We start from the raw sequence: 19,357 nt of genomic DNA on the forward strand, positions 1-19,357 counted from the left end.
TGCGGCTAAATCAAACCCTCTGCTGCCCCGGGCGCTGTAGGAGACAAACCTGCTGCTGTTTGCCACTCTTGCAGAACCCGCGCCAGCAAATTGAAGGTAATGGGCTTATGAAGATACCCGTCGAATGCGGCGAAATCGTCGTCCCCTAGATCGGCCCGGCCTGTAATGGCAATCATATATGCGTCTTGCGAAGCTCCTTCGCTACGGAGGCTCTCACACGCCACTCTGCCGTCACCATCGGGCAGCTCGACATCCGCCAAGATGAAATCAAACGGACGTGAGTAAGCGAGAGCGCGCGCTGTCTCACAATCGTGCGCGACCGTGACAGCATGTCCGAGCTTTTCAGCAAGCGCTGCAAGACTCACGGCGAGATCGCGGTCATCATCAAGTATGAGAATTTGCATGTGGTGTCCTTGGTTGTTTGGCAGCAGATGCATCTTTACGCAAAAAAAATGCCAATCGTGCAGCAGACCTTACCGGATTCTTCTGCATAATCAATGGATTAAGCTCAGCATGACGCCCGTGGCGTTCCCTGATCACCTTGGCCCAACTAGAGGCAGATCTCCCTGAAACTTGCAAGCAAATATCGGTGTGGAATAGGAGAAAGGCGCCTTTAGCCATAATCTCATTTGGACCTAATTTTTGCTCGTGGCTATAAAAGCTGTATATATGTACAGTACTTTGCATGAGCGCTTTACCGAACCATATCGAATCGATCCACCCAAGCCTTTGGCGAGGGACGCAATTGGCGCGCGCCCATGGGCGCACCGTAGACACGGGTTACCCCGCACTATCAGCCGAGCTGCCTGGCGGCGGCTGGCCGTTGGGGACCATGACCGAGTTGCTTTTACAGCAAGCCGGCGTCGGCGAAATGCGCCTGTTGGGTCCTGCCATGGCGGCGGTGTCGAATAAGCGCTCGATTGCACTGATCGCGCCGCAGCAGATTCCCAATGCACACGGCTACGCCTTTATGGGCATAAATCCGAGCAAGCTCATGTGGTTAAAGACTGCTAAGTCATCCGATGCGCTGTGGAGCGCGGAGCAGATCCTGAGAGCAGGCAGCTGCGGTGCACTCGTGCTCTGGCAGCAACATATCCGCGCCGAGTCGCTCAGGCGCCTGCTGCTGGCCGCACTGAGTTCCGAGATGTTGTTTGTCGTCATGCGGCCGCTGGCGCGTGCCCAGGACTCGTCGCCGGCGCCCCTTAGACTTGCCGTTCGGGCGGTGGCTGAGGGCGTCGCCGTCGAACTGATCAAGCGCAAAGGTCCCGCTGCACCGGCGCCGATTATGGTCAAACTTTTTCCGTCGCCCAACTTGATCAGCGAGCATCGTCGCGTTCAGCGGCGCACCGTCGAACTGCCCGCGCCTGCGCTCGAGCACGCCGCGATCACCGAATAGTTCGTACCGAGATCGATGCGATGGCCAAAGCCCTCCCTGAGTTTGCACCATTGAGCCTAAAAGAACTCCGTTCGCTCTGGAAAAAATACCGAGGCAACGAAGATATCGAGCGGCTCGTGTTGGAAGTTCAGTTCAGCCGGGGTGTGATCAACGAAGTCGACAGTTATTTCAAATCAATTCATCAGGCATGGCGGCAAGAGAATCTAGGTGAATTGATCGCGATCGAAAAATTGCGGCTTTTGTTGGTCAAGCAGCACCTGCGGCAGACCGTCCTCGCCGAGATCAAGCCGGCGCCCAAGGGAACGAAGCCATCTGAGCCACCTGAGCCCGAACCTGCGTTGATCGATTGACGGGGCCCATGGCGCACATCGAGGCGGGCCCGATAATCGTCGGAACAACAACGACTTATGGGCTTTCAAGTGATGTTGTCCACAACGCTGTCCACAAATTGTGTGGACAACATCGTAGGCTCGGTATCGTGGCGAGGATCAGTCAGTGATAGCGAACTTGTCGCGATCCTGGTCCGCGATCCAGCGAGGGGGCTTGCCGCGACCGCTCCAGGTCGCGCCCGATGTGGGATCACGGTATTTCGCAGCGACAGGCGCCGATTGCTTCCGCGGGCCGCGGCTACTGCGTGGCTCGAGGTCTTCGGGCTTGACTTCGTATAGGGCCATTTGCTCACGGATCCATTCGATCGCGTCGCCGCGCTCGGCGTTTCTCAACTCTTCAATCTGCTTTTCCAGTGCTTCACGTTGCGCCAGCAGGGCGCGGTATCCAGTGTTCGTCATGTGGGTCGTGTTTTCTTCTATGATTAGTGATGTGAGTTCGACCGATCATGGCTCCGGCCGTTCCAAAAACGAAGATACGGCAAAGCAGGTACGTGCGCCGCTCTGTGCCGATTGTACGTTGACCAGGCCGTGTGACGGCGAAGCGCAATCGACCTTGGACGATTCGACATTAGGTCAGGACAAAAATTAAAATGAGCACGCAACTAAGCAATCGGTGCAGGACATCCCTATACCGTGTGATATTCGGTAAGCCCAACAGTAACGACGAACGCATCGTTTTCCTGATGGCCGGCAGCCGAGAAGCTGCGTCCAAGCGGGCGGCATCGGTACTTGCGGCGCTCTTTGACATCGAGCCGCTCGAAGTCTATCTGTACAACCTCGCGTCCTTCGTCGACCTGGTCGATTTGGGCGTGAGCGACGACGAAGACCTTCGTATTTTCGAACTGGGTTGGAAGGGACCAATGGTCAGTGTATGGGCGGAACACCCCCTGTTCCTCACCGACGATTCATCGCTCCTTGGCAAGTGGGCCGAACTCTACGCGGACCTCGCAAGCGCGACGGCAGTGGAAGCAATCAGACGCGCTCGCTCTTGAATGGTCCCGCGGCCGCGCTGCTGTTCACTTCACTCACTGAACCTAGTCGTCCTTCTGAATGGAGGTTCTAGTGGCGGTCCAAGCGTCTACGCTCTCTGAACGTATTTGCGGTTCTCCTCCGCTCAAGCGGCGAGACGATACTCGTAATACGGCTGATGACGATCGTCGAGAATGGCGTACTGAGCCGCCAGGTTAGCCGGATCCGGATTGAGCCACGCGTTAATGTTCTCGGGCTTGATCGGGACAATACAGCGGTCGTGACCGGCGAGCGCGATTTCCGCAGGGGGATCGTCTGTGACGGCGGCGAACGACAACAAGTCCGGCTCGCCTTTGCCTGTCCACTTCGACCACAGGCACGCGATTAACATGTCCTGCGGCGGGTTTGGCTTGAACTCGAGCACGAGGTTTTCTTCTTTCTCGCCTTCAGCCAACTCACGAGCCTCAACGCGATGACGCGGTACGTTTTCATAAAACGCGCTGACCAACATCACGCCGTGCGTGTATCCGAAGAGCCCCTTCCAGAACCCTTCAAGGCTGTCTTTTCGCGCATTGTACGTTCCGGGATACTTGGTGTCGTAGAACGCCGGCTTGCCGGCGGGACGACATTGATATCGCATTGGCTTCACCACAAGCTGACCATTTTCGACCACCATCACCGGCGCGTATTGCCCGGGAAATATCCGTGAGTCACGGTCCTTCAGCTCGGTCCGGTTGAAGTCCTCCAGCTTGCTGCGGATCCAAGCGATCTTGTCGGTCGCAATCCGCTGGCTTTCGGTCGCTGCCTTGGTGGTCTTCGTCAATAGCGTACGCTCGGCGTCGGCCAGCCGCGTGCGCTGTTTGAACAGGTCCTCTTCAAGCTTCGCCGTTTGGCCGGCCGAAAACTCGACGATTGCTTCTTTGATACGCGCCTCTGCATCCGTTTGCGGCAGCAGGAACGGCGCTTCCATGGCCTTCGGGATTTTCGATTTGCTGCCGCTGCGGCGGTCCCAAAAGAGTCGAAAAAACTCATCGATGTCGATGTCCGCGCCATAGACGTGCACGTATTTTCGATAGTCTGCCGTGATCTGAGCCGAATAACACATGGCGAATGCTCTCCATCTCCTGTCCGTGAATCATGATACCCGCGTGCCAGCGCTGGTCGGAGAGGTGATCACCCTTCTCCACCGACCAGTCCTATCGCACAATCGGAAGTGCTGCCCAGTCGGACGTGTAGGCGGGACTGCGCTTGTCCTGATTCATGTGCCATGTTCTACGCTGCTCAACCGCGCCGACCTTCAATGTCCCCCGACCGTACTTGTCGTTGATCGCATCGAGCGCAACCATCATCTTCGCCTGCCGGCTGGCATCGCGACCGAAGAGCTCGCCTTGCTCAATTGAGATCGATTGCAATTCGTGAAGCAGCACACCTGCCTTCGCATACCGGAAACCCTCCCGATAGATCTGACGCAGCCCGAACAACGCCGAGTCGACCAGCGTCAGGGTGTCCGACGTCGGTGAAACGAGCGGAACATTGATGGCACGGCTGTATTGCGGGTCGTCGCGTTTAAACGGGCTTGTTCGGATGAAGACCTGGACCTGATTGGCGTGCAACGCTTGGCGGCGGAGTCGCTCGGCTGCTGTCGCGACAAATTGCGTGACGGCCTGCGTCAGCTCATCGAGTGTATAGACGACATGACCGAAGCTGCGCGAGCAAAGCACTTGCTTTTGCGGTTGCCCCGCATCTTCAAAGCCGTAGCACGCGATGCCGTTGAGCTCGAGCAAAGTCCGCTCGAGAACCACAGAAAAATGCTTGCGGATGAACGAGGGACTCGCGCGTTTGAATTGCAGCACCGTTTCGACACCCATCTCATGCAGACGCGCGCCAATCTTGCGGCCGACGCCCCAGACCTCGCCAACGTCTACGCTCGCAAAGATACTGTCGCGCTCTTCTGCTGTCAGTATTCCGATGTCGCATACCCCATGCCATAGGCGCCCGACATTCTTCTTGGCAATGTGGTTCGCCATCTTGGCAAGCGTCTTCGTGGGACCGATGCCGATGCACGTGGGAATGCCAATCCATTGCAGCACCTGAGCGCGGATCTGAAGGCCATAGGTTGTCAGGTCACAGCGAAATCCGCCCAGGTCGAGAAAGCATTCGTCGATCGAGTAGATCTCCTGGACGGGCGAATACTGGCCGATCAATGACATCATGCGGTCGCTGAGATCAGCATACAGGGCGTAGTTAGAGCTGAGTGCGATAAGGCCGTTGGTGCGCTCGAGGTCGCGAATCTGGAAATACGGCTGCCCCATTCCCACTTTCAAATTTTTTGCTTCTTGCGATCTCGCGACTGCACACCCATCATTGTTGCTGAGTACGACGACAGGTTTGCCGATGAGCGACGGCCTGAAACACCGTTCGCACGAGACGTAGAAGTTGTTGCCGTCGATAAGGGCAAAGGTGGTCATCGACGTTTCTGCGGATGCAGCAGTTGACGCAAATTCCACGTGACCACGCCCCACACGCTCATCTCCTGCCCTTCGACAAACGTGATTGGGGGATAGAGGGGGTTCGCCGCATGCAAACGGACGACACCCGAGCGTTTGTACAAGCGCTTGACCGTGAACTCGTCGTCGACGCAGGCAAGGACCACACGACCATGGACCGGCTCGATCGAGCGATCAACGATCAGACGGTCGCCGTCAAAGATCCTCGCATCGATCATCGAGTCCCCTTCAACCTGGAACAGAAACGTCGCGATTGGGTTGAGCACCAGCACGTCATTAAGATCGATGCGCTTTTGCGTGTGATCCTGCGCCGGACTGGGAAACCCTGCCGGCACCTTTGCCAGCACTTCGATGAGAAATGAGCCTGCGGCGTCGGCGGTAATCGGGATCGGGCGGCTCATGGACAGACAACACTGTATGAATGTACAGTATTCTATAACGGGTTTTGAAACGCTGAATTGCCCCTTTTTTGTCGATTGCGGAGGCTGTTGTGGATATGCTTGTTCGACGAAAGCATCCCATGCCGGAGATGGCGGCCTTCGTCGCGGAGCTGCGAGCGGCATTCGGCGACTCGGTGGACGAAGCGGTGTCTCGCGGGAAGAGCGGCGAGCCGACGTTTTACGCGCGTGAAAACGGGCGCACGGTCGGTACGCCGCCAGCCGACCATCACAACGCATGGAGCGCGTCCGAGGACGTTCGCGATCGTCACTATTGCGATGGGTGTGACGGAAGTTGCATCGGAACCGCGTTCAGGTGCAGTCAGCGCATGACCCAAACGATGCAAGCCCAACAGAAACGCTAGACGAGGAGTTGCATGTTTGTAGAGAATGAACGGCGCGCCGAATTGTTGTGCTTCCTGGTCGTGACCGCTGCAGCGTCGCATAGCTTAACCAGTGAATGGCGGGTTGACCACGTCGTCGAGAGTTGCCGGCTCTGGCTCAGACGCAACGCCATAAAGATGCCGTGGCTTGAGCGAGTCAACCTGGGGCAGCTCGCGTTACGACTCGCGAGACGCGACCTGTTCAAAGCCAAGGTCGTGATCCGGCAGGCGCACGTTCAAGCTCTATTCACGGGAGAAATGGCGTTGAATCTATCAAGCACCATGGTTCAGCGCGTCTTGGCCATCTGCATCGACACTATTGCGCAGCGCCCGTAGCCGTACGCCACTGCTTACCGAAGAGTGTGACAAACCACATCAACGCTGCATGCCGATGGCGCGGCGCATCGCTACCGTGATGCCCTGACGGGTTTTCCAATAGCCTTCCCACGGATCGCTGTTGAGCGAGCGTTGCCGGGCAAGTGCTGAGCTCATCGACCATTGATCGCCAGCGGTGACGTCTTTCAATTCGTCCCAGGTAATGGGCATCGACACCGCCAGACCGGGTCGTGCGCGAACAGAGAACGGCGCAACCGTACTTGCGCCGCGGCTGTTTCGCAGATAGTCGATGAAGATTTTGCCAACCCGGTTTCGGGGCCCCAAGACTGCTGAGAAGTGATCGGGCAAGACCTTCGCCATGTGTTGCGCAAGCGCTTGCGAGAACCCCTTAACTTCCGCCCAGCTCTGCTTACGTGTAAGCGGAACGACAATATGAAACCCTTTGCCGCCGCTCGTCTTGGCGAACGACTTGAGTCCGATCTCGTCGAGCACAAGCTTGGTGAGCGAGGCCGCATCGAGCATCGCCGACCAGGGCAGCAACGGGTCAGGATCCAGATCGAAGATGACGCGATCTGGATGGGTTAAGTCTGGTGCGACGGCGTTCCAGGAATGCAGCTCGACGACGCTCATTTGAGCGAGTCCCACAAGCGATTCTGCATTGTTTGCGACGAGCAGCGGAGGATGGCGTGGATGAAGCTCAACTGGAAGTTCTTCGACTCCCGGTATGCGCACGCGCTCGGAATGCTTTTGGAAGAACAGCTCGCCATTGATACCGTCGGGCGCCCGTACCAATGTGAGTGGCCGGTCGTGAAGATAGGGTAGCGCCCACTCCGAGATGTCGTCGTAGTAGCGCGCCAGCTCGACCTTTGTTTTACCGGAAGCGCTGTCGACAACTCGGGCGGGGTTCGTTACTTTGATATTCGCGATGAAGACAGACCCTCGCAGCCCCGCACGCTCTCGAGACGATCTTGCGTCGTCAGGAACTATTTCCTCGCCGGGTATCACGGTGCCCTGCTCTTTCACCACTGCGCGAGCAGGTTTGTCCTCGCGCATTGCATAGAAAACTGCGTGCCGGATCTCGCCGCTCGGTGTCCATTCCAGGAACGATACTTCGCATACGAGCTCGGGCTTCAACCATATGTAGTCACGGTCTTGGTCAGGCTCGGGCGCAACGGCAAACACGGCCTTTTTCTGTTTCAACGGCTCGACTCGCTTCGAGATTGCGTCGTTGCGTGATGCTTTGACTGAAGGCGCAACATTGCCGGCGTAATGAAGCACGCCACTAGCGTCATAAACACCTAGCAAAAGGGAGCGGACCCCGGATTTCGCACCCTTGTTGCGCGAGATGCCGGCGATGACAAACTCCTGGCGAAGATTGCATTTGAGTTTTACCCAGCTCGTTGAACGTCCAGAGCGATACGGCGCATCGCCGCGCTTGCCGATGATTCCCTCAAGATTCATTTTGCAAGCAGAGGCGACCAAAGACTGCGGGTCCTCAGCGAAGTCCGCAGAGTATCTGATAAGCGGATCGTGAACCTCTTCGAGCAGGTCGCGGAGTAACTGGCGCCTTGCGCGCAAGGGCTCGCTGCGGACATCTTCCCCATTGAGCCAAAGGATGTCGAAGAGGAAGATGACGATTTTGGCCGTGCTTCTCCGGTCAAACGCGTTTTGCAGCGCATTGAAGTCTGGCGTTCCGCTCGCGTTTAAAACCACCGCCTCACCATCGAGCCACGCGTTTTCGACCGGAAGCGACTCGACTGCCGCCCGTAGCTTCGGCATCCGATCGGTCCAGTCGTGTCCGTTCCGAGTGAAGAGTTTGACGGAGCCGCCTTCGATGCGAATCAGCATCCGATATCCGTCATACTTAATTTCGTAGGACCAGTCACCGGATGCCGGCGGACGACTCGCCAGTGTCGCGAGCTCCGGTTCGATGATTGAAGGCATCGCGCCGGGCGGATCGTTTGCGACCGGGCGTTCGCGCTTTTGCGTCGTGCTCCATCGTCCTGGCATGGCGGCTCTCCTCGGTCCAGGGGAAGTGCACAGTCCGTGCCTGTCAGGGCGCAGGACCAGTGCCGGGCATATTGCATGCTCTCAGGATGCGGCTAATAATCAAGAAAATCGAAACTAAACAGCCAACGGGCTCGGCCGCTCGCCCGTCCTTCGTATGCTGCAGCTGCGCGCTCTGTCGCCGGCGACCAGGAGAGAAAACCATGGCAGCGCGCTCGATTGCTTCGTTGACGCTTTCTTTCGGCCTGGTTTCCATCCCGGTCAAGCTGTATTCAGCGACTGAGAGCGCCTCCGGCGTCGGCTTTAACCTTCTGACGCCGGAAGGCGGAAGGGTCAAGCAGCAATACATTTCCGAGGCGACCGGCGAGGTCATCGCCCGTGCCGACATGAAAAAAGGCTACGAGTTTGAAAAAGGCAACTTCGTGGTCTTCGCGCCCGAAGAGCTGAAGGCGCTCGAGGAAGGCGCCACTCACGTGGTGGAAATTGTCTCCTTCGTTCCCGAAAAATCAGTCGACCCGCTTTTTTACGACAAGGCTTATTTCATCGCGCCGGACAAACGCGGCGGCAAACCATACAGCCTCCTGCGCCGGGCGATGCGCGAAAGCGAGCGGTGTGCGCTTGCCAAATGGTCGTATAAGGGGAAAACCCGAGTGGTGCAAGTCCGCCCCGCCGAAGATGGAATGGTTTTTCAGCAGCTGCTGTTTGCCGACGAGGTGCGCGCACTGAGCGATTTGCATATCGAAGACGAGGCCGTGACGGACAAGGAGCTGCAGCTGGCCCTGCAAATCATCGATCAGGTCTCGGAAGATGCGTACGATCCGACCGCCTACGAGGACGAGGAGAAAAAGCGGATCCTCGAGGCCATCGATCAAAAGATTGCCGGCAAACAGATTGTGTCGCCCGAGGCGCCTGCAGGACAGTCGGGTGGCCAGGTGATCGACCTCATGGAAGCGCTTCGCGCGAGTCTCACTGCGAACAAATCCAAAAAAACTCCACCGGCGAAACCTTCCGCTGCGCGCAAAGCGCCTCCCGCCGAAGTGGAATCGTTAGCAGCTAAACCTCGCCGGCCGGTCAAGCGCGCAGCACCGAAGGTCGAAGAAGCGACTCCAGCAAAGGTGCGGGCTCGCAAGTGATTAAACGCAACGCCGGTCATGACTACACGCTACGCAGCCTGCAATCGATTCTTGGCGTCTCGAGACGCGTGTTGTCGGGATTGATCGACGCCGGCTTCGTTCAGCCCATGCGCGGCAAGCGCAACGAGCTGCGATTTACGTTTCAGGACGTAGTGTTGTTGCGCACGGCTTTTCAGCTGCAATCATCAAAGATTCCGTCGCGCAAAATTCTGCGCGCGCTTGGCAAATTAAAGGCGGAGTTGCCAGCCGAGCTCCCGCTATCGGGGATCCGCATTACTGCAGTCGGTGACGCTATCGCTGTCAGAACAGGCGATGACCAATGGGATGCGACATCGGGACAACATTTCCTTGATTTCGAGGTTGCACCTGTCAAAGGCGACGTAGCGTTTCTCGACGCAACGCCGCGAACTTTAAAGAGCCGGACACAGCAGGCCGACGAGTGGGTAGCGCTTGCGGAACAATTGACAAGCACCGACGTCCTCGGCGCCGAGCAGGCATATCGCAAAGCATTAACACTGTCTCCGGATCCGCACTACCTCGCGTATATCAATCTGGGTGTCTTGCTGTGCGAAGCCGAGACTCGTTGCGAGGACGCGCTCTCCGTGTTCGATCAAGCTTTGCAAAATTTCCCCAACGACGCACTGCTTCATTTCAATCGCGCCGTTGTACTTGAGGAGCTGAAGCGGTATGACGCCGCGACCGCTGCGTATGAGAAAAGCCTCGCGCTGGACGAGACGCATGCTGACGCACATTTCAATCTTGCCCGTTTGAGCGAAATACGCGGGGACAAGCAGGGGCTTCTACGACACCTCAACGCGTATCGCCGCTTGGGCGGATGATTGCATCTTGAATACTCGACAGGTCGTTCAATGATTTTCGGTAACCAAGGCCAATGGGATCCGGCTTTGCAAAGTCTTAGCGGTGCCGCCAGGTATTGGATTTAGGTCTTACTGTACATTTCGGCTTATCAAGCCAATCACGGCAGGACACAATCCAGGAGATGACGATGACCGATGATGGAATACAGCGCCGGGCTTTGCTATTGCACCTGGGCGATATGGTAGAAGCAATCTCGTGCGTAATGAAGTGTGGACATCGGTACAACACCATTGGCGAGGCCTTTGCGCAAGAGGAAACGCTCGCGAGCTTCACTTTTCTCCGCCAGATCGATGCCGAAATGACACCCTATGACTTTGCCAAGCGCGCAGCAAGCGCCTTTTTCCTTTGGCCCAAAGAGTTGCTTGATGAAGACCTAAATCGTAAGGTCCTCGCACATGTTGTGCAACATGACTTGTTTGCAAACCATCAGTCGGGTTGGAACGAATACATAAGCGTTTTGCGGCGAGATGTGCCTTGGTTCGGCGAGGACATCGGCCCGGTACCCGAACCTGACGTGGAGCCCAACCTTCGAAGTTGGCCACCGCAGTCGAACACCGATCCGGTCGAGTCGCCAACTGAACAAGGGTGAAGCGCAGGGCCCAATATTATTGTCGCTAATGCGCCAACCCGCTCCCTTGGATGGGTTTAGCCTTCCTGCCGTCATTGCCCATGGCGAGACTCGGGTCAAGAAATGGTGAACCTTTTCTTCGAAAAAACAGTTTCGCGACCTCCGCTTTTCCTAAGTTCGTCAGGGAAAGCCCTTGGTCTCGGAAAAGCCCCCGTACAGCGCGTGGCCATCCTCCAAACGCTTACTGCGCATAGCTTTCGACAGCTCGCAGACACATAAAAAGAACTGATTGACTGGTATTATTGTGGTTATATAATGGTCTCCAAGTCCTCATGGCTTCCATTTCAAATGTGGTATCAAACGGCGATGTCAAGCTGACGGCGTTAGCTGTCCAGATGGCCTAAGGGCGCAGAGTTAGCGCTTTTGTGCGTGCTGTTTTTTGAGTGGGCCAAGCTAGCCTTGTTTTTACGAACAATTGATTTCGTCATTTCGTCATCGTTACGCAATTTGACTGAGCTAGATTTGCAATCTCTGGCTATCAAATTAGGTATTGAAGTCGAGCGCAGCAAAAATGATTCGCTGTTACTTAGTATACTAATTAAAGAAAAACCCCGAAATCCAGCTGAAGCTAAATCAACTCGACAGTAGCTAACGCGATGAAACCAAATCTGTTAATTGGTTTTCTTGGTATTACTCAAAACTAATGTTGATTGATTGGAAAGACAAAGCTATTGCGACATCGTCGTTACCGGTCGAGCTGACAAGGCGCAGCAGGTAAACGTAATGCCGATGCCGAACCTTCGTGAATTAAAAGCGAGATTTCTTGTTGTCGAATATCGATGCTTTCTCTTTCTTGGAGACGAAATTGAACATTAAATTTGGATCGCTGACTGCCACCGCTGCATTGATTGTTCTATCCGCTTGCGGTGGGGGACACGACGCGAACCCGCAGGATTCTGCAATGGATGTTATCTTCATGCCTGGCCTGCAAGTGAATTATGTTTCTTGCACGCCTCGCGACCTGCTGCGATACCGGATCAAGCGAGCTGTCGATGTCTCGAAAACACTGAAGAATCCCATTTTCCTTGCACAGGGCAAAGGAAATCCGACGACGGTCAATACCTGTGTCGCGAAAGGGGGACCTACCGAGGCTGCGACGATTGCAAAAATTTTAATGACGGACTACAAAATTCCGGAAAACCGCATTATTTTAGAGCAAAACTCTACGACAACTAACGAGAATGCCCAACAAGCGTTAATCATCTTGAACGCGCTCAAGCAGCAGGGCAAGACAGTCAATAGCGAACAGTTAGTGACCAGTCAGTACCACGTGTACCGTCAAACGAATACTACCGGAGCTGATGCGTCAGCGATGACTTCGTACAACACAGTATTCGGAGCTGGCACGTTTACAAAAAAGAACAGTTTTAGCTCTAGCGCTTTCGGACCGGATGAAATCTGGTCCCACGACGTCAGTGTAAGCAGTGGTTGGGATAACGTGAACGGATTCGTTAAAACTGCCGATGTGAACGGTGACAAAAAAGCTGATTTGGTGGCGTTTAGAGGCGGCGAAGTTGAAGTAGCGACTTCGACTGGCCAGACCTTTAACGCGCCGGTCGCGTGGACAAATACTTTCTTGCCGCAAGGGGGTGCGTGGACACCACAGATGATCGAGCTCCTCGGTGATGTCGATGGAGACGGAAAAGCGGACTTGGTTGGCCTCACTGGTACAGGCGCAATTGTTTCCACCGCCGGGAATGGTAAGTTCAATCCAAACGCTTTATGGTCAACCGATTTTTCGACGACGAAAGGATGGGATGCGACGAAGCACCAATTTCAGTTGATCGATATTAATGGAGATAACAAAGCCGACTTGCTTGCCTTCGGAGATGACGGCACGTATGTCGCATATTCCGACGGCGTTAAATTCGGACCTTTGCAGAAGATCGATCTACGCTTTGGCTTAAATTCAACCATTGACCCCGGTTCAACGAGAACGTTTTCTGATGATCTCGCGTTGGGTAGTAACAGTTATGCGCTGAGAGTGATGGCAGATGTAGACGGGGACGGATTGGCAGACGTAGTTGTGTTCGGAGATACCGGCATTTATGTAGCGCTACAAACCAAGGCTCCGGATGCCACGGGCAACCATTTTGGTGCGCTCACAAAATGGATTGAAGCCAGCGCAGGCGCTGAGGGCGACAGCTTTGCCTATTACGGTCCGAATTTTCCAAACAGCAAATTCGTTCGCACAGTGCTGGATATGACAGGAAATGGTCGGGCCGACTTAGTCGTTGTTGCAGACTATGCTTTAAGAATTGCACTTTCAACGGGACACAGTTTCGAATATTTGGGAACGACCAACTATTCGACCCTAAATCAGAAACCGGGAAATAACGCCAACAACTCCGCCACGGGGCTGTTTTTCGGGGATCGCTTGCCAGAAATCCAAAATAATTGGACGCAATTCGTCATCAACAAAAACGATGTTAACTGGAGTAAACAGCGTAACGCAGTAGTATTTGGTGATATTGACGGAAACGGGCTTCTTGACATGATCGGGGTAGGCCAGTCGACAGTTTATGCGACTCGTAGCTTAACGCCATAAGTTGCACGTGGCGACCCGTCCTCGTTTTTTATAAACTCGGGTGAAAAGCGTAAATAACAAAAGCCTCGCAAAATGCGAGGTTTTTTATTATAAAACACTGACAACGGACGAGCGCTCACAGGTGTTATGTTAAATAGGCGGGTTACGTGCATCATTCCAAGCCTTGTTTGCGCCAGCGTTCAAAATGGCTACCTGGATACTGCGTATAAGATGGCTTCAACTCGATGCAAAGCTCAGCTGCGGCGTCAATGATCGCCTGGCGCTGCGTTTTGCCACTGTTCCTGATCGCTATAGCGCGACGCTTGAATTCCCCAGCATCCGTTCCCAATGCGCGCACATGGGCGCCATATGATGGCGATTCGATGGAATCGTCTTCTCGGGTTTGCATTTCCGCCACCAATCGCGCAGCCCGCTTGCCTACCGCCCACAGGCCCGCGTCGATTTCCTTGAGCTGGTTCAGTTGCGCAGACATTGGACCAAGGCCAGCCTCGGCCAACACCCGCAGCCACCAGCCATGGTAGGCCACGTAGGCCTCAACATCCGAGCGCAGCCTTGCGCGGAATTCTGATTCTTGGTCTCCGTCCAGAAGATCGTGTGCGAGCAATACCCAGCGATCCACGATCGGGTAGATGCGTGGCTGCAAGCAGTGCAACACAAAAACCGGCATGACGGTTGTCGACCACAACTCAAACCGGTTCAGTTCGTGAATCAGGCTGGCTTCAAAGTAGTGGGTGGCTCGCACCTTCTGAGCCCAGTTGAAGAATTCCCGCGACAGCAGAATTTCCTCATGGCGTTCGCTGATTACTTTAGGACTCGCATTATGGATTACATAGCGTGTGCCCGATGGCTCGGCAATAAAGGGGCCGTCCGGATCCCGCCGAATCTTCCCAAGTTTCCATCCGAGCAGATGCAGCAAGGCCCCACCAATCTCGGCGGGGGTCGCGGCGACGCGGGTCTGTTCGAGCAGATGGAAATACACCTCAGTCGGATACTTCTGGTCGTCAAACTGCGCTGCAAGAGTACGCAGAAAGCTAATCAGCATATTCTTGATGTTCAGTGAATGTTCAAGAATTAATTTATATACATCCACTGAATGTAGTAGTCAAGCTGATGAGCGGCTAAAGTCCTTCCGGTTGAATCTCTATAGTTGATAATGTCCTTTATCGCATATAGAGAAAGCACATGGCAAAGCTGCCCGATGAGCTGGCCCGCACCCTCGCCGAAGCCGGCGAAGGCCTTAAAGCCTTGCAGGACGAAGTCATCGAGGCCGGTTTTGATCCGGACGACCCAGCGAGCGTCCAGGCCGCCATCGAGCATGTCGAAACCGTGATCGATGCGAAGGTCGCACGCTTTCGCGGCAACGCGCTCGTGCGCGAAGCGGCCGATCAAATCAAAGCGGAATGCCGCGCCAACATCCTCACGCAAGTTGAAGCCGTCGGTACGAAACGCGGCACACGCACGCTGCATTGACTGCGCCGGCGCCCTAATCAAGAGGAGACCGTGTGGCAGCTAATCCATCGTTTCGCATCAAGCTCCTGCCCAGCGCCGGCGACGGCGAGTTGTTCGCACCGGAGTGCCAGGCTGCGGTGCGGGGGTTTTTTCAGCAGCTGCGCGACACCGGCGTCATCGCGCACCCGGTGGCGTTCACGATGGACTGCGCCGGCGCGAGCGGCTGCCTGGTCGGAGAGTTCGTTCTCCCCTTCGCCCAGATCGCCGGTCCCGCCATTGGCGTAGCCGTCGCGGCGTGGTTCCAGGGACGAGCGGGTCGCAAATTGCGCCTGAAGGTGGGCGACATTGAAGTCGAAGCTACGACCATGCAGGAGCTCGAGCAGTTGTTGGATCAGGCGATCGCCCGGCGGGATCAACACTCGACACCCGCGAGCGCCCATGGCTGAAAAAGCATTGATTACTCGAGCCGCCGGCGCGTTGCCCGCGATCGTCGCCGAGGCGCCCGAGCACACGCGCGTGCGCTTTCTGGAATTCTTTGCAGCAGCGATTCGCAACCCAAACACGCGGCGCGCGTATGCGCATGCTGTAGGCGAGTTTCTCGCCTGGTGCGCGCAGGCCGGAGTGACGTCCATTACCGCCGTGCAGCCGCTGCACGTGGCGGCCTGGATCGAGGTGCAAACACGGACGCTGTCGGCGCCGACCGTCAAGCAGCACCTGGCCGCCATTCGCCACCTGTTCGATTGGCTCGTGGTCGGCCAGGTCGTGCCGCACAACCCAGCCGCCTCCGTGCGCGGACCGAGTTATACGGCTCGCAAGGGCAAGACCCCCGTGCTCGATGCGGCTGAAGCGCGGCAGCTGCTCGACAGCATCGATGTCACCACACCCATTGGCCTCAGGGATCGGGCGTTGATCGGGCTGATGGTGTTTTCGTTCGCGCGGGTGGGCGCGGCGCTCGCGATGCGCGTTGAGGACGTCTATGTGCAGCACCGGCGGCTGTGGGTGCGCTTGCGCGAAAAAGGCGGCAAGCAGCACGAGATGCCCTGTCATCACACGCTTGAAGCGTACTTGCACGCCTACCTGGACGGCACCGGGATTGGCGCCGAGGGCAAGGGGCCGCTGTTTCGCACCATTCAGCGCGGCACCGGGCGCTTAAGCACCACCTCCCTGCCCCAGGCCAATGCCTATGCGATGGTGACGCGCCGGGCGCTCGCGGCCCGCCTCGACACGAAGATCGGCAACCACACGTTTCGCGCGACCGGCATCACCGCCTATCTAAGAAACGGCGGCACGCTGGAGAACGCGGCGGCGATGGCCAATCACGCGTCGACGAGCACGACCCAGCTCTATGACCGGCGCCGCGGGGACATTACCCTCGACGAAGTTGAGCGCATCCGCGTGTAAATTGCAGGGTTTCATATTGCGATGCGGAGCGCGGATATGGGTACAGGTCATCTCTTTACACGTCGCGAACTTTACGAGCGGGTCTGGGCGGAACCAATCAGCGCACTCGCTAAAACGCTGCAGGTGTCCGACGTCTGGCTCGCCAAGACCTGCCGTTTAAGCAACATCCCGTTGCCACCGCGGGGCTATTGGGCCAGGTTATATGCCGGTCAGGTCGTCGGCAAAACGCCCTTACCGCTTCGCGCGCCCGGTGAAAGCGATCAGGTCGCCGTGGGCGGCGGACGCTACCCTCACTACCGCGATGTCGAATCCAAACCAACAACGGCGCCCGAGCCCCCTGCTTACGAAGAAACCGAAGCACAGGTCGCCGCGCGCATCGACAAGATGGTGCCCAAAGGCTGGCGCCCTGCCCGCTCGCTGGACGCGCCGTATCCTGCCATCGCCCGACTGCTGAGTGAGGACCAGGAACGTCGAACGGCACGCGATCGCTCCCCCCGCTCGACCTACTCCGTCCCCCGTTTTGAAAGCCGCGTGGAGCAACGGCGCCTGCTGCTCATCAGCAATCTGTTCGGGTTGCTGTTTCAGATGGATGCACAGCCCTCCATTCGCGGCAATGACGTCCGTGAGACCCACGCGCACGTCGGCAACCAATGGGTCCGCTTTACGGTCGATACCACCGCGGAACTTCGTCCGCGACGGCAGCCGTCCAAGGCGCCGGGGCGGCCCGCTGAGCCGCTCGCGACCGAAGTCAAAGTGAGCGGCGGATGGAAACACAATGAGGCGGACGAGGTGCTGTTTTGGGGCGATGATGACGCTGGAAAGCTCGAAGCAAAGATACGGGAGATCGCCGTCGCGATCGTATTGACCGGCGAGCGTCAACACCGTAAGTCACGGCAACACAGCTATGAATGGGCCCTGTCTTCTTACGAGGAGGCGCTTGAGGCCGTGCGCAAACAGCACGAAGACGCCAAGCGGCGCGAACGGATCGCACAGGTAGAAGCGGATCGAGTCAGCCGGCTTTTCGCACAAGTGTCAGCCCGGCAGCAAGCACTGCAGATTCGCCACTACGTCGACGAAGTCGCGGCGACGCCCGGCGCGATTGCCGGACGGGCGTTCGAGGGCGACCGCGATGCGTGGGCAACGTGGGCCCTCGCGGTCGCCGCTCGATTAGATCCACTTACGCCCGCTGACAGCCCAGAAATGACCCACAACCCCGAACAGCAGCCGCGCTTGAACCACTGAAAACCAAGGCGCATTGTGGAATGGGCTGATTCTTAGGCTTGAAATGGATATTCCAATGTGCAGTTTGTTCACTGGAAATCGACGTCGCTGGCTGTTCTCGACCCCGCCAGCGCCGCCGACAGTATATTCTTTGCAGGAAAGGGCAGGCTTGCTTCGGCGTTGCAGCTACGCGTGCCGTGCAGAAAACTGAGGGTCCTCAAAAACCTAAAATAACCTTGGGAGAACACATGCCGCTTTACGAGATGACCGGACAACGCCTCAACGCAATTCCCGCTACCACTTTCACTGCATTGCACCTTTTGGAACGCGATCATATTCAGAAAGCCGTGCAAACGCATATCGTCGCTATCACACCAGGCATAAGAACCATGGTGTTGGCAGAGGAGTATGGCGACTTTGATGGCTCCAGCAGGAGGATCGACCTACTCTGCTTGGACGCAGAGGCTCGATTGGTAGTCGTTGAGCTCAAGCGCGACAAAGGCATCCATATGGAACTGCAGGCGCTACGGTATGCCGCGATGGTTTCTACGATGCGTTTCGACCAAGCGGTGGAGGCGCATCGCGAGTACCTGCTGGACACCAGCTCGGCGGCCGACCCGGAACAGGCCATTCGGACCTTCCTCGGTAAGGAGGATGGACCCGTGGCGTTGTCGGAGACCGTACGGATCGTGTTGGCAGCAGCTGAGTTTTCTCCGGAGCTAACCACGGCAGTGTTGTGGCTGAATAAACAAGGCTTGGATCTTCGGTGTGTCCAGCTGCGACCACACAAGGTGGACGACCGCATCATAGTCGACATTCAGCAAGTCATCCCGCTTCCGGAGGCTGCAGAGTACCAGGTCGCGGTGCGCGAAAAATCGATGGAGCAGGCGGCCGCCATTGCCACGCAAAAAGACATGACGCGCTACGACGTGTACAGAGGTGACGAGCTGGTGTTCCCGAACCTACCCAAGCGCCGCCTGGTGTACGTGATCGTCGCAGAAGCGCTGAGCCGTGGGGTCTCGATCGATGCCATCGTCGAAGCGGTGCCGAGTAAAGGGAAGGGCATGTTTCTATCGGCGGAGGGTGATCTGAACGAGCAAGCTTTCGGGGCTGAGTTTGTTGACGTTGCCCTGCCCCGTTACTTCGCCAAGGAAGAGTTTCTATTCCGGGCGTACGGACGAACCTATGCGCTTTCGAACCAATGGGGAATCGGAACAATTGAAGCAGTAGATGCAGTCATTGAGCTTATTAAAGGCGATCCGCTGGTCACCTACGCACCGACTACGGAGAGCGACGACGAGGTGTCGTTTGGGGAGTATGTCATCCTACGCCGCGGAACCAAGATCACAATGGAGCGCAACGGTAAACCCGTTTCCATCGTCATGCCAGAACTGAGGAAGCTGGCGGAGGAGTTGGGGGTCTCGACAGTACCCAACGGAACAGCGCCACTCACCACCCAGAGACTGGGTGCGCGTGTGATGCGCGTCATCAAGGAACGTGAGGATGCCAAATCAGAATAACAACCTGTCGATGGGGCAATATTTAAATCAAAGACGCGGCTCGGGTACCCATCCTTCCCGATCCAAGTTTAAAATGAGCTTCCCCTCGTTCTTCGGCGCAAGGTTTTGGTTTTATGCTGCCTGATTTCGCCGTTTCTGGTACCGATCGAGTCTT

At 56.6% G+C, this 19,357-nt stretch carries 21 protein-coding genes; 14 read left to right on the top strand and 7 right to left on the bottom strand.

Annotation, left to right across the window (positions count from 1 at the left end):
- Positions 1-5: 5 nt before the first annotated feature.
- The gene (locus tag ACSQ83_RS30765) at positions 6-404 is read right to left on the bottom strand and encodes a response regulator (protein ID WP_436230716.1); all 399 of its coding nucleotides are present in this window, start codon (positions 402-404) and stop codon (positions 6-8) included.
- Positions 405-685: 281 nt separating this feature from the next.
- Here ACSQ83_RS30765 and imuA point away from each other — a divergent pair, with 281 nt between their 5' ends.
- Together imuA and ACSQ83_RS30775 are read left to right on the top strand one after the other, a co-directional pair.
- Positions 686-1,396 (top strand): translesion DNA synthesis-associated protein ImuA, encoded by a 711-nt coding sequence (gene imuA / locus ACSQ83_RS30770; protein ID WP_436230717.1) that lies wholly within the window; start codon positions 686-688, stop codon positions 1,394-1,396.
- Positions 1,397-1,416: 20 nt separating this feature from the next.
- Complete coding sequence (locus tag ACSQ83_RS30775; protein ID WP_436230718.1) at positions 1,417-1,746, top strand: hypothetical protein; 330 nt, start codon at positions 1,417-1,419, stop codon at positions 1,744-1,746.
- A gap of 138 nt (positions 1,747-1,884) precedes the next feature.
- Here the strand turns inward: ACSQ83_RS30775 and ACSQ83_RS30780 are convergent, their stop codons facing one another.
- A complete protein-coding gene (locus tag ACSQ83_RS30780; RefSeq protein ID WP_436230719.1) occupies positions 1,885-2,184 on the bottom strand; it encodes an H-NS histone family protein in 300 nt (99 codons plus the stop codon).
- Positions 2,185-2,375: 191 nt separating this feature from the next.
- On the opposite strand from ACSQ83_RS30780, the gene ACSQ83_RS30785 reads away from it, so the two are divergent.
- Positions 2,376-2,777, top strand: coding sequence for a hypothetical protein (locus tag ACSQ83_RS30785; RefSeq protein ID WP_436230720.1), 402 nt, complete (start codon positions 2,376-2,378; stop codon positions 2,775-2,777).
- 122 nt (positions 2,778-2,899) lie between these two features.
- On the opposite strand, the gene ACSQ83_RS30790 is transcribed toward ACSQ83_RS30785, so the two are convergent.
- From ACSQ83_RS30790 to ACSQ83_RS30800, 3 genes are all read right to left on the bottom strand, one after another.
- Positions 2,900-3,859 (bottom strand): SOS response-associated peptidase family protein, encoded by a 960-nt coding sequence (locus tag ACSQ83_RS30790; RefSeq protein ID WP_436230721.1) that lies wholly within the window; start codon positions 3,857-3,859, stop codon positions 2,900-2,902.
- 91 nt (positions 3,860-3,950) lie between these two features.
- Positions 3,951-5,222, bottom strand: a complete 1,272-nt coding sequence (locus ACSQ83_RS30795; protein WP_436230722.1) for a Y-family DNA polymerase — start codon at positions 5,220-5,222, stop codon at positions 3,951-3,953.
- Positions 5,219-5,662 (bottom strand): LexA family protein, encoded by a 444-nt coding sequence (locus ACSQ83_RS30800; protein ID WP_056361248.1) that lies wholly within the window; start codon positions 5,660-5,662, stop codon positions 5,219-5,221. The genes ACSQ83_RS30795 and ACSQ83_RS30800 overlap by 4 nt, the downstream gene beginning before the upstream one ends.
- 119 nt (positions 5,663-5,781) lie before the next feature.
- Here ACSQ83_RS30800 and ACSQ83_RS30805 point away from each other — a divergent pair, with 119 nt between their 5' ends.
- Positions 5,782-6,063: a hypothetical protein gene (locus tag ACSQ83_RS30805; RefSeq protein ID WP_436230759.1), complete on the top strand. Its 282-nt coding sequence runs from the start codon at positions 5,782-5,784 to the stop codon at positions 6,061-6,063.
- 12 nt (positions 6,064-6,075) lie between these two features.
- On the top strand, positions 6,076-6,417 hold the full coding sequence (locus ACSQ83_RS30810) for a hypothetical protein (protein ID WP_436230723.1): 342 nt from the start codon (positions 6,076-6,078) through the stop codon (positions 6,415-6,417).
- Positions 6,418-6,456: 39 nt separating this feature from the next.
- Here the strand turns inward: ACSQ83_RS30810 and ligD are convergent, their stop codons facing one another.
- The gene (ligD, locus tag ACSQ83_RS30815; protein WP_436230724.1) at positions 6,457-8,361 is read right to left on the bottom strand and encodes a DNA ligase D; all 1,905 of its coding nucleotides are present in this window, start codon (positions 8,359-8,361) and stop codon (positions 6,457-6,459) included.
- Positions 8,362-8,627: 266 nt separating this feature from the next.
- Between ligD and ACSQ83_RS30820 the strand changes: the two genes are divergently transcribed.
- The 4 genes from ACSQ83_RS30820 to ACSQ83_RS30835 all read left to right on the top strand — a co-directional run bounded on the left by ACSQ83_RS30820 (position 8,628) and on the right by ACSQ83_RS30835 (position 13,612).
- Positions 8,628-9,557, top strand: a complete 930-nt coding sequence (locus ACSQ83_RS30820; RefSeq protein ID WP_436230725.1) for a Ku protein — start codon at positions 8,628-8,630, stop codon at positions 9,555-9,557.
- Positions 9,557-10,396: a tetratricopeptide repeat protein gene (locus ACSQ83_RS30825; protein WP_436230760.1), complete on the top strand. Its 840-nt coding sequence runs from the start codon at positions 9,557-9,559 to the stop codon at positions 10,394-10,396. The genes ACSQ83_RS30820 and ACSQ83_RS30825 overlap by 1 nt, the downstream gene beginning before the upstream one ends.
- A 167-nt stretch (positions 10,397-10,563) precedes the next feature.
- Entirely contained in the window at positions 10,564-11,025 is a 462-nt protein-coding gene (locus ACSQ83_RS30830) for a hypothetical protein (protein WP_436230726.1), read from the top strand.
- An 844-nt stretch (positions 11,026-11,869) separates the two neighbouring features.
- Positions 11,870-13,612 carry an FG-GAP-like repeat-containing protein gene (locus ACSQ83_RS30835; RefSeq protein WP_436230727.1) on the top strand — a complete coding sequence of 581 codons (1,743 nt, stop codon included), beginning with the start codon at positions 11,870-11,872 and terminating at the stop codon, positions 13,610-13,612.
- A gap of 151 nt (positions 13,613-13,763) precedes the next feature.
- On the opposite strand, the gene ACSQ83_RS30840 is transcribed toward ACSQ83_RS30835, so the two are convergent.
- The gene (locus ACSQ83_RS30840; RefSeq protein WP_436230728.1) at positions 13,764-14,702 is read right to left on the bottom strand and encodes a hypothetical protein; all 939 of its coding nucleotides are present in this window, start codon (positions 14,700-14,702) and stop codon (positions 13,764-13,766) included.
- Positions 14,703-14,794: 92 nt separating this feature from the next.
- On the opposite strand from ACSQ83_RS30840, the gene ACSQ83_RS30845 reads away from it, so the two are divergent.
- The 5 genes from ACSQ83_RS30845 to ACSQ83_RS30865 all read left to right on the top strand — a co-directional run bounded on the left by ACSQ83_RS30845 (position 14,795) and on the right by ACSQ83_RS30865 (position 19,203).
- Complete coding sequence (locus ACSQ83_RS30845) at positions 14,795-15,082, top strand: hypothetical protein (protein WP_436230729.1); 288 nt, start codon at positions 14,795-14,797, stop codon at positions 15,080-15,082.
- 32 nt (positions 15,083-15,114) lie between these two features.
- Positions 15,115-15,507 carry a hypothetical protein gene (locus ACSQ83_RS30850; RefSeq protein WP_436230730.1) on the top strand — a complete coding sequence of 131 codons (393 nt, stop codon included), beginning with the start codon at positions 15,115-15,117 and terminating at the stop codon, positions 15,505-15,507.
- The gene (locus tag ACSQ83_RS30855) at positions 15,500-16,462 is read left to right on the top strand and encodes a tyrosine-type recombinase/integrase (protein WP_436230731.1); all 963 of its coding nucleotides are present in this window, start codon (positions 15,500-15,502) and stop codon (positions 16,460-16,462) included. Before ACSQ83_RS30850 ends, ACSQ83_RS30855 begins: the two co-directional genes overlap by 8 nt.
- 36 nt (positions 16,463-16,498) lie before the next feature.
- Positions 16,499-17,704, top strand: coding sequence for a hypothetical protein (locus ACSQ83_RS30860; RefSeq protein WP_436230732.1), 1,206 nt, complete (start codon positions 16,499-16,501; stop codon positions 17,702-17,704).
- A gap of 227 nt (positions 17,705-17,931) precedes the next feature.
- Positions 17,932-19,203, top strand: a complete 1,272-nt coding sequence (locus tag ACSQ83_RS30865; protein ID WP_436230733.1) for a hypothetical protein — start codon at positions 17,932-17,934, stop codon at positions 19,201-19,203.
- The last annotated feature ends 154 nt before the right edge of the window (positions 19,204-19,357 follow it).

Origin of the sequence: Caballeronia sp. LjRoot29 (assembly GCF_964252755.1) — a bacterium.
Taxonomy (GTDB): domain Bacteria; phylum Pseudomonadota; class Gammaproteobacteria; order Burkholderiales; family Burkholderiaceae; genus Caballeronia.